The sequence below is a fragment of the Streptomyces plumbidurans genome, assembly GCF_019857225.1.
Lineage (GTDB): Bacteria > Actinomycetota > Actinomycetes > Streptomycetales > Streptomycetaceae > Streptomyces > Streptomyces plumbidurans.
Genome location: NZ_JAFJSY010000009.1, coordinates 90,989 through 107,139, shown reverse-complemented (window position 1 = coordinate 107,139; position 16,151 = coordinate 90,989). Strand labels below are relative to the sequence as shown.

13 protein-coding genes and 1 pseudogene are annotated in these 16,151 nt (G+C 73.7%); 6 read left to right on the top strand and 8 right to left on the bottom strand.

The genetic code is table 11. The annotated features are described in order from the left end of the window. Positions 1-245 precede the first annotated feature (245 nt). The gene (locus JYK17_RS07700) at positions 246-425 is read left to right on the top strand and encodes a hypothetical protein (protein ID WP_164932188.1); all 180 of its coding nucleotides are present in this window, start codon (positions 246-248) and stop codon (positions 423-425) included. A gap of 16 nt (positions 426-441) precedes the next feature. Here the strand turns inward: JYK17_RS07700 and JYK17_RS07695 are convergent, their stop codons facing one another. The 3 genes and pseudogenes from JYK17_RS07695 to JYK17_RS07690 form a co-directional block, all read right to left on the bottom strand. Next, the gene (locus JYK17_RS07695; protein WP_108008772.1) at positions 442-2,094 is read right to left on the bottom strand and encodes a DNA repair helicase XPB; all 1,653 of its coding nucleotides are present in this window, start codon (positions 2,092-2,094) and stop codon (positions 442-444) included. Between the two features lie 104 nt (positions 2,095-2,198). After that, positions 2,199-2,387: pseudogene (locus JYK17_RS41145) on the bottom strand (WYL domain-containing protein); the annotation flags it as partial. An 85-nt stretch (positions 2,388-2,472) separates the two neighbouring features. Next, the gene (locus JYK17_RS07690; RefSeq protein WP_222810081.1) at positions 2,473-5,010 is read right to left on the bottom strand and encodes a helicase C-terminal domain-containing protein; all 2,538 of its coding nucleotides are present in this window, start codon (positions 5,008-5,010) and stop codon (positions 2,473-2,475) included. 163 nt (positions 5,011-5,173) lie between these two features. Here JYK17_RS07690 and JYK17_RS07685 point away from each other — a divergent pair, with 163 nt between their 5' ends. Both JYK17_RS07685 and JYK17_RS07680 read left to right on the top strand, forming a co-directional pair. Next, complete coding sequence (locus JYK17_RS07685) at positions 5,174-6,154, top strand: hypothetical protein (RefSeq protein WP_108008767.1); 981 nt, start codon at positions 5,174-5,176, stop codon at positions 6,152-6,154. Between the two features lie 345 nt (positions 6,155-6,499). After that, on the top strand, positions 6,500-7,141 hold the full coding sequence (locus tag JYK17_RS07680) for an HAD family hydrolase (protein ID WP_372464976.1): 642 nt from the start codon (positions 6,500-6,502) through the stop codon (positions 7,139-7,141). Here the strand turns inward: JYK17_RS07680 and JYK17_RS07675 are convergent. Then, entirely contained in the window at positions 7,120-7,368 is a 249-nt protein-coding gene (locus JYK17_RS07675) for a hypothetical protein (protein ID WP_222810079.1), read from the bottom strand. The genes JYK17_RS07680 and JYK17_RS07675 overlap by 22 nt on opposite strands. 164 nt (positions 7,369-7,532) lie before the next feature. On the opposite strand from JYK17_RS07675, the gene JYK17_RS40970 reads away from it, so the two are divergent. Continuing rightward, on the top strand, positions 7,533-7,916 hold the full coding sequence (locus tag JYK17_RS40970) for a cold-shock protein (RefSeq protein ID WP_108008761.1): 384 nt from the start codon (positions 7,533-7,535) through the stop codon (positions 7,914-7,916). Between the two features lie 72 nt (positions 7,917-7,988). Here the strand turns inward: JYK17_RS40970 and JYK17_RS07665 are convergent, their stop codons facing one another. The 4 genes from JYK17_RS07665 to JYK17_RS07650 form a co-directional block, all read right to left on the bottom strand. Next, positions 7,989-8,840, bottom strand: a complete 852-nt coding sequence (locus JYK17_RS07665; protein ID WP_108008759.1) for a 1,4-dihydroxy-6-naphtoate synthase — start codon at positions 8,838-8,840, stop codon at positions 7,989-7,991. Continuing rightward, the gene (locus JYK17_RS07660; protein ID WP_108008757.1) at positions 8,830-9,498 is read right to left on the bottom strand and encodes a futalosine hydrolase; all 669 of its coding nucleotides are present in this window, start codon (positions 9,496-9,498) and stop codon (positions 8,830-8,832) included. The genes JYK17_RS07665 and JYK17_RS07660 overlap by 11 nt, the downstream gene beginning before the upstream one ends. 11 nt (positions 9,499-9,509) lie before the next feature. Then, a complete protein-coding gene (locus tag JYK17_RS07655) occupies positions 9,510-10,022 on the bottom strand; it encodes a DUF2771 domain-containing protein (protein ID WP_108008755.1) in 513 nt (170 codons plus the stop codon). Positions 10,023-10,083: 61 nt separating this feature from the next. Further along, positions 10,084-11,508, bottom strand: coding sequence for an MFS transporter (locus JYK17_RS07650; RefSeq protein WP_108008753.1), 1,425 nt, complete (start codon positions 11,506-11,508; stop codon positions 10,084-10,086). Positions 11,509-11,841: 333 nt separating this feature from the next. Here JYK17_RS07650 and JYK17_RS07645 point away from each other — a divergent pair, with 333 nt between their 5' ends. Continuing rightward, positions 11,842-12,768 carry a DUF3027 domain-containing protein gene (locus JYK17_RS07645; protein ID WP_108008751.1) on the top strand — a complete coding sequence of 309 codons (927 nt, stop codon included), beginning with the start codon at positions 11,842-11,844 and terminating at the stop codon, positions 12,766-12,768. Between the two features lie 152 nt (positions 12,769-12,920). After that, positions 12,921-16,088, top strand: coding sequence for a sacsin N-terminal ATP-binding-like domain-containing protein (locus tag JYK17_RS07640; RefSeq protein ID WP_222810078.1), 3,168 nt, complete (start codon positions 12,921-12,923; stop codon positions 16,086-16,088). Positions 16,089-16,151: the final 63 nt, after the last annotated feature.

Here is a 16,151-nt window from a genome sequence, read left to right as displayed (position 1 = left end):
TCCACGGGGGAGGCGGGCAAGAGCGGAGATTCTAGACGGGCGGCCGAGGCGAGTGCCAACGGTTTTTTTGCCCCTGTGCCTCCCCCTATCTCCTCCCCCCATCTCCTCCCCCTGTTTCCTCCCCCTAGGGGACGCCCCTGTCGTACCCCGGAGGGAGAGACCTGCCCGGAGTCGTACGTCGGGGCGCGGCAGGTTGGGACCGAAGGCCGATGTCCTCCTTATGCCGGGAGGCAGACCATGGAGACATGAGTGCAGCAACCTTCACCCCAGCCCCCGGTCGTCCGCCCGGTGCGACACCCGTCGTCGGCAGCCACCGTCACCTCCTCGGTGACGCGTTGCGTGCGCTGAAGGTGTTCGCGGGCGCCGCGTTCGACGTCGTGATCCTCGGCGAGTACAGCGAGGAAGCGGGCGTACGCCGTAGGTGACGGCGGCCCCCGTTCCTCAGCTCTCGCTCTCGCCCGACAGGATCTCGTCCGCGTCCACGATCCGGTACGCATACCCCTGCTCCGCCAGGAAGCGCTGGCGGTGGGCGGCGAAGTCCTGGTCGAGGGTGTCGCGGGCGACCACCGAGTAGAAGTGGGCCTGATGGCCGTCGGCCTTCGGGCGCAGTACCCGGCCCAGTCGCTGGGCCTCCTCCTGACGTGAGCCGAAGGTGCCCGACACCTGGACGGCGACCGTGGCCTCCGGCAGGTCGATCGAGAAGTTCGCGACCTTGGACACCACCAGCACGCTGATCTCGCCCTCCCGGAAGGCGCCGAAGAGCTTCTCGCGCTGCGCGTTGGACGTCTCGCCCTTGATGACCGGAGCGTTCAAGTGCTCGCCCAGCTCGTCGAGTTGGTCGATGTACTGCCCGATGACGAGGATCTGCTGCCCGGCGAACTTGCGGACGATCGCCTCCGTGACCTTGCGCTTGGTCTCCGTCGTCGCGCAGTAGCGGTACTTCTCCTCGGTCTCGGCGGTGGCGTAGGCGAGCCGCTCGGCGTCGGTGAGGTTGACGCGGACCTCCACGCAGTCGGCGGGCGCGATGTACCCCTGCGCCTCGATCTCCTTCCACGGCGCGTCGAACCGCTTGGGGCCGATGAGGGAGAAGACGTCCGACTCGCGGCCGTCCTCGCGCACCAGCGTCGCCGTCAGCCCGAGCCGGCGCCGGGCCTGAAGGTCCGCGGTGAACTTGAAGACGGGCGCGGGCAGCAGATGCACCTCGTCGTAGACGATGAGTCCCCAGTCGCGGGAGTCGAAGAGCTCCAGGTGCGGGTAGACGCCCTTACGGCGGGTGGTCAGCACCTGATACGTGGCGATGGTGACCGGGCGGATCTCCTTGCGCGTCCCGCTGTACTCGCCGATCTCCTCCTCGGTGAGACTCGTGCGCTTGACCAGCTCGTGCTTCCACTGCCGCGCCGAGACGGTGTTCGTGACGAGGATCAGGGTCGTCGACTTGGCCTGGGCCATCGACCCGGCGCCCACGAGCGTCTTCCCGGCCCCGCAGGGCAGCACCACGACCCCGGAGCCGCCGTGCCAGAAGTTCTCCACGGCCTGCTTCTGGTACGGGCGCAGCGCCCACCCGTCCTCGTGCAGCTCGATCGGGTGCGCCTCGCCGTCGACGTAGCCCGCGAGGTCCTCGGCGGGCCAGCCCAGCTTCAGCAGCGTCTGCTTGATCTGGCCGCGCTCGGAGGGGTGCACGGCGACGGTGTCGGGGTCGATGCGGGCGCCCACCAGCGGGGCGACGCGCTTGGAGCGCAGGATCTCCTCCAGCACCGGCCGGTCGGTGGTGGTCAGGACCAGCCCGTGCGTGGGGTGCTTGGAGAGCGTGAGGCGGCCGTAGCGGTCCATCGTGTCGGCGATGTCGACCAGCAGGGCGTGCGGCACGGGGTAGCGGCTGTAGGTCACCAGCGCGTCCACGACCTGCTCGGCGTCATGGCCGGCCGCGCGCGCGTTCCACAGCCCCAGCGGGGTGACCCGGTAGGTGTGGATGTGCTCGGGGGCCCGCTCCAGCTCCGCGAAGACCGCGATGGCGCGACGGCACGCGCCGGCCTGCTCGTGGTCGACCTCGAGCAGCAGCGTCTTGTCGGACTGGACGATGAGTGGACCGTTCACGCGAAGGCACCCTTTCTTCCGGCCGGAGGTGAGGCCAAACGTCCAGTGTGCCCTATGCGCCGCCGATCCCCGGAGGCCGTGACCTGTCCGGGATCGGTCCGGGATCAGTCCTCCGCGAGTTCCGCCACGCCCGTCACCCGGTGCAGCGGATACGTCCGTACCTCGTCGGCCGTGTGGTCGTACGCCGTCACGAAGCCGCCCTCGACCCGGATGGGCGCGATGACGCGCTGGCTGGCGGAGCCCTCGGCGTTGACGTAGCCGATCCAGACGGCCTCGCCGGTGAGGGCGGCGGCGTGCAGGGGGCGAGGGGTCTCGGCCGATATGCCCTGTGCGCCGCCGATCCCCGGGGGCCGTGACCTGTCCGGGATCGGTCCGGGATCAGTCCTCCGCTAGTTCCGCCACGCCCGTCACCCGGTGCAGCGGATACGTCCGTACCTCGTCGGCCGTGTGGTCGTACGCCGTCACGAAGCCGCCCTCGACCCGGATGGGCGCGATGACGCGCTGGCTGGCGGAGCCCTCGGCGTTGACGTAGCCGATCCAGACGGCCTCGCCGGTCAGGGCGGCGGCCTGCATGGTGGCGAGGGTCTCGGCGGAGCTGGTGCGCGGGAGGTCGCCGCCCGCCGACGGGGGCTGCTTGCGCGGGGTCGTGGAGGCGCGGTCGCCGGCCCGGATCGCCCGGATCGCGGCGGCGAGCAGCGTGGCGTCGGGGGTCGGCGGGCCGTCCGGGACCGGTTCGGGGGCGGAGCGCGGCGGGGTGCGGTGGGCGTCGGCGCGGGTGATCAGGACGTCGCCCTCGGCGGACTCGGCGGCCGGGGCGTAGCCCATCGCGCGCAGCCCGTCGAGCAGGGTCGCCGGGTCGGCCTGGGTGGCCAGGACGGTGGGGGCGAGGCGGCGCAGGCGCAGGCCCGCCGAGCGCTTGTCGGCCATGATCTCGTTCAGCAGCGCGTCGTCGTCGCAGCGCACATACGCCGAGGCCGCCCCGACCCGCAGATGCCCGTGCCTGCGGGCCACGTCGTCGATCAGATACGTCAGCGGCTGCGGAACCGGGGTGCGGGAGTGCTCGGCCAGGAACGCGTGCAGGTCGGACGCCGCCCGCCCGGCGTCCAGGGCCCGGCGCACCGAACCCGGCGTGAAGCGGTAGACCGTCGCCCCACCCTTCGACTCCACGTCCGCCAGCACCCCCAGCATGTCCGCCAGCGGCCGCCGCAGCGGACCGGGCGCCACCGCCGTCAGGTCGGCCTGCAGCAGGACGTGGTCAAGGGGCTCGGGCAGCAGCGGGGCGAGGAGGCGGGCGGCCGCGGCGCAGGCCGTGGCCTGTTCGGCGGGGGTGAGGGGTTCCAGCGGGAGCGGTACGTGGTGATGGACCGGGAGCTTGTCGCCGGGACCCTGCCCGCCCGCACCGGACGCCTCCTCGGCGGACCGGGGCGAGGGCGCGGGCGCGGGTGCGCCCAGCAGCGCCCGCCCGTGCTCCGACAGCGCGCCCCGCCCGGTCACGCCCAGCATCTCGGCCTCCGACAGCGTCCAGGTGGCGAGCCGTCCGCGCAGGTCGTCGTCCTGCTGCGGACCGCGCAGCGGCCGCTCCCAGCGCAGCCGGGCCAGCACGGAGTCCGTGGACGGCACCGCCCCCTGCGGCAGCCCCGCCAGCAGGCTCAGCACCCGGTGCCGCACCTCCGGCGCGGCGCTGCGGTCGAGCCCCGGGCCGAGCGCCGACAACGTACGGTCCTTCGCGTCCCGCCCCCCGACGACCCCCGCCGTGCGGGTCGCCGTCAGCCAGGCCCTGGCCAGCTGCGCCCAGCGCTCGGCGGGCGGCAGCTCCAGCCACTCGTCGTGCGCGGGGGTGGCCGCGTACCGCTCGTCGGCCTCCCCGTCGGAGGCCAGCAGCCCGGCGGCGTAGGCGAGTTCGACCCAGAAGGCGGCGACGGGTTCGGAGACGTCCAGCGCCACGGCGGTGCGCTTGAGGTCGCGCACGCTCAGGCCCCCGGCCCGCAGCACCGCGGGCCCGCCCTCGTCCCAGTCCTTCAGCAGCTCCTCCACCGTCGCCAGCGCCGTGTACGCCTGCCCGGCCGCCGTCGCGTCCACAACCTGTGGACGGTGCGTGCCGGTCACCTCCAGGGCGGGCGGCAGCGGCTCGGTGCGGCGATGCGCCCGGCCGCCGCGCAGCCGCAGCGCCACCTCACGGGGGAGTACGACCGTGCCGGGCGCCGTCGGCAGCAGCAGCCCGCGGTCCAGCAGCCAGCGCAGCCGGGGCGCCGGATCGGCGGTGACCTGGCCGTACGGCGGTCCCCACACCAGCCGCTCCAGCACCTCCCGCGACTCGGCGGGCGCCCCGGCCAGCAGCGCCGCCATCCGGTCCCGGTCCCCGAACAGCGAGGTCAACGCGGCGATCGCGGAGACCGAGTCGTGCGTCGAGGGCAGCCCTGCGGCGGCGACGATCTCCTGGATCCGCCCCGGCGAGATGCCGGCCGCCGCCTCCTGCACGGTCGGCCCGAGCCCCGTCGGCGAGGGGTGCTGCGGCGACGGGGCGAGCAGCTCGCGGGCCGTGCGCACCAGCCGCAGCCGGTCGTCGTCGCCCCACACCAGAGCCTGCTCGCGCAGGGTGGCGACGGCGCGGGGCAGCGCCGCCTCGACCGCCGGATCGCCCTCGTCGCCGCTCATCAGCCCGAGCAGCACGTCGTATCCGGCCGGGTCCGGCGCCACCGCCAGCGCCTGCGCCGTCTGCAGCGCGAACTGGTCGAGCCGTTCCAGGGCCCGTACGACCGAGGCGCGCGTACCGGCCCGCGTGGCCAGTTGGGTCAGGTCGGTCGGAACGGGCGTGATGAGGTCGGGACGGGCGCGCAGCAGAGCGGCCAGGGACGCGTCGTCCCTGGCGCGGAGCGCCTCCGCGAGGGACCGGGGCGGTGTGGCCGGGGTGCTCATCCGCCCCACGGTAGCGGGTGCCCCGCCTCCCGAGCGGGCGGCCGACGGGAGAACGGGATGCCGCCCGCACCGACCGCGGGTCGTCGGCCCACTCCGTGCGCCGCGGCCTGCGCTACCGTCGTCACCACGGGACATCCAACCCAGCCGCCCCGGAGGGGACTTCGTGGGTATCGAGAGCGACAAGGTCGTCTACGAGTACCTGAGCCGCGTCGGCGACGTGGCGCAGCAGCGGCAGTTGCCGTCGTCGGTGCGTATGCGCCTGGTGTCGGAGCTGCGGGGCGAGATCGACCGGCGCCGTGCGAGGACCACCGTCGACTCCCCGGCCGCGGTGCGCCGCATCCTCTCCCGGCTCGGCAGCCCCGACGAGGTCGTCGCCGCCGCCGGAGCCACCGGTTCCGCGCCCGAGGCGACCCCCACCCATGTGCCCGTACAGCGGGACGACGAGGCGGAGCCGGAGGGCAGGCGGCTGCCGAAGAGCCTGCGCCGGGTGCCGCGGCCGCGCCCCGCCGAACCCGAGACGCCCGCCGCCTCCGAGCGGCCCACACCGCCGCACCTGGCGAGCGACCAGGAACTCGGCGGCAGCGCGACCCGGCCCGACTGGTGGCGGGTGGAGGCGACCCCGTTCGGCGAGTCCGTGCCCGGGTTCACCGGAGGCGTGGAGATCCCGGAACTGCTCAGGCCGCCACGGCCGCAGCAGCCGGAGAAGGAGCCCGAACCGGCCACCGCGAGGCCCGTGGAGGCCGAAGAGGTGGAGGTCGTACCGGAGACGACGGTGGGCCGTCGCCGTCGCTTCCTGCTGCCCGTCGGCGGCTGGAGCAACCCGCTGCTGCTGATCGCCGCCGGACTGCTGGTGGCCGGCGCGATCCTCGGCAACTGGATCGCCCTGCTGCTGGGCTGGCTGATCGCCTACGCCTCGCGCCGGCTGACCCCGAACGAGTCGAAGTGGGCCGTCGTCGGCATGCCGGGCCTCGCCCTCGCCGGCGGGCTGGTCTGGCTGTGGGGCAGGAACGACGGCCGCTGGGGCGACCCCATCGCCCAGGGCCACATGAACGACGCGATCTCCCAGACCTGGCCCTGGGTGGTGCGCGGCGCGGCGGTGCTGTCCGCGCTGTTCGTGGTGTGGCGCTCGCAGCGCAGGCTGTAACCCGGGCGCGGAGGTGGCGGCAGTCCGGCTGCGGAGGACGGTTGTGGTCTGGCCGCGGAGGTGGCGGCAGCGCGGCTGCGGAGGACGGTTGTGGTCTGGCCGCGGAGGTGGCGGCAGCGCGGCTGCGGAGGACGGTTGTGGTCTGGCCGCGGAGGTGGCGGCAGCGCGGCTGCGGAGGACGGTTGTGGTCTGGCCGCGGAGGTGGCGGCAGTCCGGCTGCGGAGGACGGTCGTGGTCTGGCCGCGGAGGCGGCGGCAGTCCGGCCACGGAAGACGGCCGTAGCCCTGGCAGGGAAGACGTAGGTCACACCGGCCGGACGCCTTTTGGCCAGGTCGCCTGGGCACAATGGCCCATATGGCCCTTACGACTGCTCCCGCCCCGACCGTCGGCTTCGACCTCGACATGACCCTGATCGACTCCCGCCCCGGCATCCGCGCCTGCTACCAGGCGCTGGCGGAGCGGACGGGGACCTACATCGACGCCGATCTGGCGGTCACCCGGCTCGGGCCGCCGCTCGCCGAGGAGCTGATCAACTGGTTCCCCGAGGACCGGGTGGCGGAGATGACCGAGCTGTACCGGTCGATGTACCCGGCGTTCGCCATCGACGCGACGCTGGAGATGCCCGGTGCGCGCGAGGCCGTGGACGCGGTCAGGGCGGCCGGGGGACGCGCGATCGTCGTGACCGCCAAGTACGAGCCCAACGCCAAGCTGCACCTGGAGCATCTGGGCATCCACCCGGACGAGGTGGTCGGCAACCTGTGGGCCGAGCAGAAGGCGGAGGCGCTGCGCGAGCACGGCGCGAGCATCTACGTCGGCGACCACATCGGCGACGTGCGCGGCGCGCGCAAGGCCGACGCGCTGGCCCTCGCGGTGGCCACCGGGCCGTGCAGCGCCGAGGAGTTGAGCGCGGCCGGGGCGGACGTCGTGCTCGACGACCTCACGCAGTTCCCCGGCTGGCTCGCCGACTACCGTCCGGCGCGGGCCTGACGGCGGCCGGCCGAAATCGACCGGAGCAGGCCGGCTGCCGTCATCAGGAAGCCGATCCCCATGAGCATGCTCAATCCATACATGTAGGTGGGAAATGGCGTCGTGTGCAGGAGGAGCGGAGCCACTGTGACGAGAGTGGCCACCGCACCGAGGAAGAACACGATGGCGCCGGCACGGATCAGTCGGTCACCGGGCTCGGCGGAATTCGTTTGGGTTTTGTCACGCACCGGACCAGGGTAGTTCCCTGCGCGAAGGAACAACCCGGCGACGTCTTGTCACCGGCCTGAAGAGCATTAGCCTTGGTACCGGCGGGTCCGAGACGGCCCGCCCGACCGCTATCCAGAGCAGTTTCCGAAGCAGTTTTCCGACGAGTACGAGGACGAGGACAGTCGTGCCGACTGGCAAGGTCAAGTGGTTCAACAGTGAGAAGGGCTTCGGCTTTCTCTCCCGTGACGACGGCGGTGACGTCTTCGTGCATTCCTCGGTCCTCCCCGCCGGAGTGGATGCGCTCAAGCCCGGCCAGCGCGTGGAGTTCGGTGTGGTCGCCGGCCAGCGCGGTGACCAGGCGCTCTCGGTCACCGTCCTGGATCCGACCCCCTCGGTCGCGGCCGCCACTCGCAAGAAGCCCGACGAACTCGCCTCAATCGTCCAGGATTTGACGACCCTTCTGGAGAACATCACCCCGATGCTCGAGAAGGGCCGCTACCCCGACAAGGCCTCAGGCAAGAAGATCGCGGGCCTGCTCCGCGCGGTCGCGGACCAACTCGACGTATAGGGCTCAGGGAATTCCAGCGCGTCGGGCCGGAGGGGAAGACCCGAGGGGAAGAACAGCCCCTCGGGCTGCCACTCACGGGAACGACAGGGCGTCCGGGCCGAGGGCCGGGACGAGTCCTTCGGCTGCTGCGCGGGTGAGCAGGCCGCGGATGGCTGCGTAGCCGTCGGTGCCGAGGTCGGCGGTGAACTCGTTGACGTACAGGCCGATGTGCTGGTCGGCGACGGACGGGTCCATTTCCTGGGCGTGTTCCATGACGTACGGGCGGGAGGCCTCGGGGTCGTCCCAGGCGGCCTGTACGGAGGTGCGGATCGCGTCGGCGAGGGCCGTCAGGGCGGGCGCGCCAAGGGAGCGCTTCGCGACGATCGCGCCCAGCGGGATCGGCAGCCCGGTGGTGTTCTCCCAGTGCTCGCCCATGTCGGCGAGCTTGTGCAGCCCGTAGTTCTGGTACGTGAAGCGCGCCTCGTGGATGACGAGTCCCGCGTCGACCTTCCCGTCCCGCACCGCCGGCATGATCTCGTGGAAGGGCATGACCACGATCTCGCCGACCCCGCCGGGCACCGTGTCCGCGGCCCACAACCGGAACAGCAGATACGCCGTCGACCGCTCGCTGGGCACGGCGACCGTACGGCCCGTCAGATCGGCCCCGGGCTCACGGGTGAGGACCAGCGGCCCGCAGCCCCGCCCCAGCGCACCTCCGCAGGGCAGCAGCGCGTACTCGTCGAGGACGTACGGCAGCACGGCGTACGACACCTTCAGCACGTCGAACTCGCCGCGTTCGGCCATGCCGTTGGTGATGTCGATGTCCGCGAAGGTCACGTCGAGCGCGGGCGCGCCCGGCACCCGGCCGTGCGCGAGGGCGTCGAAGACGAAGGTGTCGTTCGGGCAGGGCGAGTAGGCGATCTGCAGGGGCTGCTCACTGGTCATACGGGTTCCAACTCTCCAGGACGGGCACGATCTTCCCGAACGCCTCGGTCAGCGCGGCGAGGGCGTCACCGATGCGCCAGGCGGCCCGGTCGCGCGGGCCGACGGGGTTGGACACCGCGCGGATCTCCAGCACCGGCAGACCGTGCGCCACGGCCGCCTCGGCCACCCCGAAGCCCTCCATGGCCTCGGCGAGCGCGCGCGGATGGCGGGCGTGCAGGGCTGCGGCGCGCGAGGCGGTGCCGGTCACCGTGGAGACCGTGAGTACGGCCCCGGTGCGGGCACCGGTCGCCGCCGCGAGATCTCGTACGAGTGCTTTCGGCGGACGGTGGGTGACGGTGCCGAAGCCCAGTTCGGTGACCGGTACGAACCCCTCGGAGGTCTCGGCACCGAGATCGGCCGCGGTGATCTCGTCGGCGACGACGAGCGAGCCGACGGGGGCCTCGGGCGCGAATCCGCCGGCGATCCCCGCGGACACCACGAGGCCGTAGGGCGTACCGCGCAGGGCGGCGGTGGTCAGGGCGGTGGCGGTGGCCGCGGCGGCGAGGGCCGGGCCCACCCCGGCGGCGATCACGGTCCTGCCGTCCCCCGCGAACGCCCGGTCCACCGCGTCCCGTTCGGCGGGGACGGCGGTGGCCACGAGGACGCGTACGGGGGCCATGGGGGACGTGGTCAGTCGTCCTTCTTGAGCTTGAAGGACCACAGACCGGTGGCCGCGGTGGCGTTCTTCTTGCCGTTGCCCGCCTTGATGGTGACCAGCGTCGAGTTGCCGGTGGCGCCGTACTGCTGGTTGAAGAAGACGCTGCCCGGGACGGTGCGGTAGGTCTTGTTGCTGTCCTCGGTCAGCGGCTGACCGTTCATCAGGATCGTCCACCGCTTGTCGGCGATGTCGGGGTCCACGCCGAAGCGGACGGTCTCGTCGGGGTCGACCTTGATGGACTTGATGTCCTTGGCCTTCAGGCACTCGGACAGGTCGGCGGTCTGCAGGGTCTTGCCCTCGCCCCCGCAGGTGGCCTCCGAGCTGACGGAGGAGCGGCCGACGGTGATCGTGGACAGCGGGGTCGGCTTGTCGCACGCCGACAGCACGAGCAGTCCGGCGGAAACGGCGCCGACGGCGGCGACGGCGCGACGGCGTCGCGCGGCGGCGGTGACATCTGCGGCTCCGCCGCGTGGCATCGAGGTCATGACGGCAGGCTATAGGGCGCCTTCGGCGGCTCCTTTACCTGGGGTGCGGCGTGGCCCTGTGTTACGCCACGCGGGGTCGTGCGGCGCCGCCGCGCCGGGCCGAGCTGAGCAGCCCGCGCAGCGTGGTGAAAAGCCCCAGGGCGATCACCGCGGCGGCCAGGCACAGGCCCGCGGTGCCGTTGAGCGGCATCACGATTCCGATCGCGCCGCCCAGCACCCACGCCATCTGCAGCATGGTCTCCGAGCGGGCGAACGCCGAGGTGCGCACCAGCTCGGGCACGTCCCGCTGGATCAGCGCGTCCAGCGACAGCTTGGCCAGCGCCTGCGAGAACCCGGCGACCGCGGCCATACAGGCCACCAGGAGCGCGCCGAAGAAGATCGCCGCGACGATCGCCGCGCCCAGCACGATCGCGACGACGGTCACGATGATGATCTCCGGCGCCCGCTGTTTCAGCCAGGAGCCGACCGCCGTGCCCAGCGCGTTCCCGGCGCCCGCCGCGACGGCCACCATGCCCAGGGACACGGCCGCGCTGGAGCCGGTCAGCGGGTGCTCCCGCAGCAGGAAGGCGAGGAAGAAGGTCAGGAAGCCGGACAGCCAGCGCAGGGTGGCGTTGGCGCCGATCGCGTGGGTGACGGCGAGGCCGACCGTCCTCAGGCCCGGCCGCTTGAGGGGTCTGCGGTGCGGTCCGTGCAGATGCTGCTCGTCGGCGGCGAGCAGGGCGATGTCCTCGCCCTTGGCAGAGTCGACCTTCGGGGCCAGCGAGAAGGACAGGAACATGCCCCAGATGTAGATCACGAAGGCGCCGTAGAGCGGCCAGCGCGGTCCTATGGCGTGCAGCCCGGCGCCGATCGGGGCGGCGACACCGGTGGCGAGCAGCCCGCCGAGCGTGACCCGGGAGTTGGCCTTGACCAGGGAGAAGCGGGGCGGCAGCAGCCGCGGCACCACGGCGCTGCGCACCACGCCGTAGGCCTTGGAGGCGACCAGCACGCCGAGCGCGGCCGGATACAGCTGCAGACTTCCGCTGGAGACGGCGCTCGCGATGATCAGCGCGAGCAGGGCACGGGCCAGCATCGAGCCGGCCATCGCGGCCCGGCGGCCGTGCGGCAGCCGGTCCAGGAGCGGGCCGACCACCGGGGCCAGGACCGTGAACGGGGCCATGGTGATCGCGAGATAGAGCGCGACGCGCCCGCGTGCCTCGTCGGTCGGCACGGAGAAGAAGACGGTGGAGGCGAGAGCGACGGTGATCATGACGTCGCCGGCGCCGTTGACCGCGTGCAGCTCGATCAGTTTGCCGAGGCCCGACTCGCCCGCGCCGTGCGCGTGGGTCGCCTTCCTGATCCCGCGGGCGGTTCCGGTCACCGGGAAGTGCAGGGCACGGCCGATGGTGCGGACGGACCCGCCGAACCGGCCCGCACCGCCACGACGACTGCTGCCCTTGACCCCGCCGACTCCGGCGGTGCCCTGGGGCGTCCTTGCGGCTGCCACCCCGTCATAGTGCCCCGAGAAGGCTGTGTGTAGTGCGGTTACCGCGCGTATGGGCGCGTACTTGGCGAGTTGATCGGTCCGCGGGCGGAGCCCGACGGGGGGAAACGTCCCGTCGGTGTAGGCCGAGCGGTCGCGAGAAGGTAGCGTGCGTAGCGCGTCGTGGCGAACGTTCTCGGCCGCGCGCCTTACGGACATCCCGCAGAATGGATGTACGAGGTGCGCCCGAGTGCGATCGGGCGCGGGCGTCGACGCGGTCCTTCGGTCCGCTCCGTCCGCTCCCACCGCCTTCAGGCCGGCGCACCCGAGTGACGGCGTAGGAGAGAAGCGATACCTGTGAGCGCAGCGACAACGCGAAGCCGCACCCCCGACCGCTTGTGCGCCGAGGCCGTCGACCTCGCCCGCGCCGCAGCCGAGGAGGCCGCGGCGCCCGGGGTGGTGGGCGAGCACGCGGGCCTTGAGTCGGAGGGCGACCGCGTTGTCACGCACTTCTTCGAGTGCAAGGAGCTCGGGTACCGGGGCTGGCGCTGGGCGGTGACGGTGGCGCGCGCCTCCCGCGCCAAGTTCGTCACGTTGGACGAGGTCGTGCTGCTGCCCGGCCCGGACGCGCTGCTCGCCCCGGAGTGGGTGCCGTGGAGCGAGCGGCTGCGGCCCGGCGACATGGGCCCCGGCGACCTGCTGCCCACCGACGCGGAGGACCTGCGCCTGGAGCCCGGGTTCTCGGGCGAGGACGAGCCGGCCCCGGACTCCGCCGTGTCGACGCAGATGGCGGAGCTGGTGGAGGCGGAGGACGCGGAGGTCACCGCGGGCGCGCCCGCGACCCTGCCCGTCGCGCCGGCCCGTGGCTCGATCGCGGCGGTCGCCGCGGAGCTGGGCATGGGCCGGGCCCGGGTGCTCTCGCGCTACGGACTGCATGTGGCCGCGGACCGCTGGGAGGAGTCGTACGGCGCGAAGACGCCGATGGCCCAGGCGGCCCCCGCCTCCTGCGTCAGCTGCGGCTTCCTCCAGCCGATCGGCGGCACGCTCGGCCAGGCCTTCGGCGTCTGCGCCAACGAGTTCTCGCCCGCCGACGGCCGGGTGGTCTCCCTCGCGTACGGCTGCGGCGGGCACTCCGAGGCGGCCGTCATGCCCAAGCCGCCGCAGCCCGCCCCGCCGGTGATCGACGAGACGAGGGTGGATCCGTTCCCGCTGCGGCCCGCGGCGGATTCCGGTTCCGTATCGGTTGTCTCGGACGACTCCGCCGCGGAGTTGGGCCACTCGTAGGCCCGCGCCCGCGCCTGCCGGGACCGGCGCCCCGGGCGCCCGGGCAGCAGGTTGCGGACGCCGGATCAGCGCGGGCCCCTGTCGGCGGGCGTGCGGCGTGACTCGCGGTACCTTCGACCTCACGCCGACGAGGGCCGATGAGGAGAGTCACCGTGAGCAAGTTCGTGCGGCCGGCAGCCGAGGGTGCGGACGCCTTCGGGACCGCCCGGCTCAGGCGGGGGGTGCTCGACGCCTGGGCCACCAGCCCGGCCCGGTTCCGTGAGGACGCCAACGCCGAGGAGGACCTCGTCCTCGGCGGCTACCGCGACCGGCTCGTCGTCGAGCTCGCCCAGAACGCCGCCGACGCCGCGGCCCGCGCCCACAGGGAAGGCCGCCTGCGGCTCACCCTGCGCGACGGTGTCCTCGTCGCCGCCAACACCGGTGCCCCGCTGGACGCGACGGGCGTCGAGTCGCTGGCCACGCTGCGGGCCTCCGCCAAGCGGGACGCCGAGGAGAGCACCGTCGGCCGCTTCGGTGTCGGCTTCGCCGCCGTGCTCGCCGTCACCGACGAGCCCGCGGTCGTCGGCCGCCACGGCGGTGTGCGCTGGTCCCTGGCCGAGGCGCGGGAGCTGGCCGCCGAGACGGCCGGGCACAGCCCCGGGCTCGGCGACGAGATCCGCCGCCGCGACGGGCACGTACCGCTGCTGCGCCTGCCCTTCGCCGCCGAGGGCACCGCCCCCGACCCCTACGACACGGCCGTCATCCTCCCGCTGCGCGACACGGCCGCCGCCGACCTCGCCGAACGCCTGCTGGCCGCCGTCGACGACGCCCTCCTGCTCGCCCTGCCCGGCCTGGCGGAAGTCGTGATCGAGATCGGCGATCACGCTCCCCGCACGCTGCGCCGCAGCGCCGACGGGCCCTTCACCGTCGTCGAGGACTCCGCGCACGGCACCACCCGCTGGCGCACCGTCTCCGAACACGGCCGGCTCGCCCCTGACCTGCTGGTCGACCGGCCCGTCGAGGAGCGGCTGCGCCCGTACTGGTCGGTGACCTGGGCCGTGCCCGCCGACGCCGACGGCAGCCCCGGCCGCCCGCGCACCAGCCCCGTCGTGCACGCCCCGACGCCGAGCGACGAACCGCTGGGCGTGCCCGCCCTGCTCATCGCCTCCTTCCCGCTCGACACCACGCGCCGGCACGCGGCCCCCGGCCCCGTCACCGACTTCCTCGTGCAGCGCGCCGCCGACTCCTACGCCGAACTCCTCGCCGGCTGGCGCCCGGTGGGCGAGGGCATCATCGCCCTGGTGCCCGGCCCGCTGGGCAAGGGCGAGCTGGACGGGGCGCTGCGGCAGGCGATCCTGGAGCGGCTGCCGCGCCACGAGTTCCTCCCGCCCGCGCTCCCCGCCGCCTCCCCGTCCGCCGCCCCCGTCGCCGCCGGGCCCGCCGCGCAGGACCTGGACTCCGAGCTGCCCGAGGCGCTGCGCCCCCGGGACGCCGAGATCGTCGAGGGCGCGGGCGCCGAGACCGTGCGGGTCCTCGCCGAGGTGCTGCCGACCCTGCTGCCCGCCGGGCTCGAACGGCGCGTGGAGCTGCGGACCCTGGGCGTCGCCCGGATCCCGCTCACCGACGCCGTCGACCGGCTGGCCGGGCTGGAGAAGGAGCCCGGCTGGTGGCGGCGGCTCTACGACAGCCTCGCCGGGGTCGACCCCGACCGGCTCTCCGGGCTGCCCGTGCCGCTGGCCGACGGGCGGACCACCATCGGGCCCCGGCAGGTGCTGCTGCCCACCCCGGACGCCGCGCACGTCGACCCGGAACTGCTCGCCCGGCTCGGCCTGAAGGTCGCCCACCCGGACGCGACCCACCCCCTGCTGGAGAAGCTCGGCGCGCTGCCCGCCACCGCCCGCGCCGTGCTCACCACGCCGCAGGTGCGCGCCGCCGTCGCCGCCTCGCTCGACGACGACGGCGCACTGGACTGGGAGCAGGACACCCCGGACGCCGAGGAACTGGCCGACACCGTCCTCGCGCTGGTGCGGGACGCGGGCCTCGACCCCGGCGACGAGCCGTGGCTGGGCGCCCTCGCGCTGCCCGACGAGGACGGTGAACTGGCCCCCGCCGGTGAGCTGGTCTTCCCCGGCAGCCCCTTCCACCAGGTCATGCGGGAGGACGAACTCGCCACCGTAGACGCGGAGTTGGCTGACAAGTGGGGACAACAGCCGCTGGCCGCCTGCGGGGTGCTCGCGGGCTTCGCGCTCGTACGGGCCACCGATGTCGTCCTCGACCCGGACGAACTGGAGCCCCGCGAGGGCGACTTCGCCGAGCCCGACGACCCCGGGCTGCTGGACGCCGTCGACGTCTGGTGCGAGGACGTCCTGGACCGCTTCCCGGACACGCCGGTGCCGCCCGTCGCGACCGAGCTGATCGCCGTACGGGACCTGGATCTCGTCGATGACGACAAGTGGCCGCAGGCGCTGGCCCTGCTCGCGCGGCCGCCGCTGCGCGACGCCCTCACCCAGCAGGTGCGGATCCTGCTGCCGGACGGCACGCACGAGGCCGTACGCCCGTACACCGCCTGGTGGTTGCGCGGGCACCCGGTGATCGACGGACGGCGGCCCGGCGGGCTGCTCGCCGCCGGTGGCGACCCGCTGCTGCGCGGTCTCTACGACGAGGCCGACGCGACCGGGTTCGAGGACGAGCAGGTGCTGCGGGCGCTCGGCGTGCGCACCTCGGTGGCCTCGCTGCTGGACGAGCCGGGCGGCGCCGCCGAGCTGCTCGACCGCCTCGCCGACCCCGACCGCACCGTCACCGGGGCCCAACTGCACGCCCTGTACGGCGCCTTGGCCGACCTGGACCCCGAGCAGGTGACCCTGCCGGACGAGCTGCGCGCCGTTGTCGACGGCCGGGTCGAGGTGGTGGACGCGGCCCGTGCCGTGGTCGTCGACTCGCCCGACCTGCTGCCCTTCACCGAGGGCGTCCCGCTGCTGCCGGTACGGCCCGCGCGGGCCGCCGAGCTGGCCGAGCTGTTCCAGGTGCGGCGGCTGAGCGAGTCCGTCACCGGCGAGGTGAACTCCGAGGGCGCCGAGCACGACGTACCGGAGCCGGTGCGGGTGCTGCTCGGGGCGCGGACCCCCGCGACCTATGTCGAGCACGAGGAACTCGTCGTAGACGGGGTGGAGCTGGACTGGCGTCTGACCGCGGACGGGGTGCTGCACGCCGCGACCCTGGAGGGCGTCGCCGCGGGTCTGGCCTGGGCGGCGGGGCAGTGGCCGCGGCGCTTCGAGGTGGCGGCGCTGCTTGAAGACCCGTCACGTACCGAGGAGTTGGCGCGGGACCGCTGGTTCGACTGACGCCGTGCGGCTGACGTCCGGCCGGCGTTCGCCCGACGTCCGTCCGGACGGTTTCAAATCCCG

Coding starts and splice junctions, on each gene's coding strand:
- JYK17_RS07690 (WP_222810081.1), bottom strand. CDS start 5,010: ATGAGCACCCCGGCCACACCGCCCCGGTCCCTCGCGGAGGCGCTCCGC.
- JYK17_RS07680 (WP_372464976.1), top strand. CDS start 6,500: ATGGCCCATATGGCCCTTACGACTGCTCCCGCCCCGACCGTCGGCTTC.
- JYK17_RS07660 (WP_108008757.1), bottom strand. CDS start 9,498: ATGGCCCCCGTACGCGTCCTCGTGGCCACCGCCGTCCCCGCCGAACGG.
- JYK17_RS07655 (WP_108008755.1), bottom strand. CDS start 10,022: ATGACCTCGATGCCACGCGGCGGAGCCGCAGATGTCACCGCCGCCGCG.
- JYK17_RS07700 (WP_164932188.1), top strand. CDS start 246: ATGAGTGCAGCAACCTTCACCCCAGCCCCCGGTCGTCCGCCCGGTGCG.
- JYK17_RS07665 (WP_108008759.1), bottom strand. CDS start 8,840: ATGACCAGTGAGCAGCCCCTGCAGATCGCCTACTCGCCCTGCCCGAAC.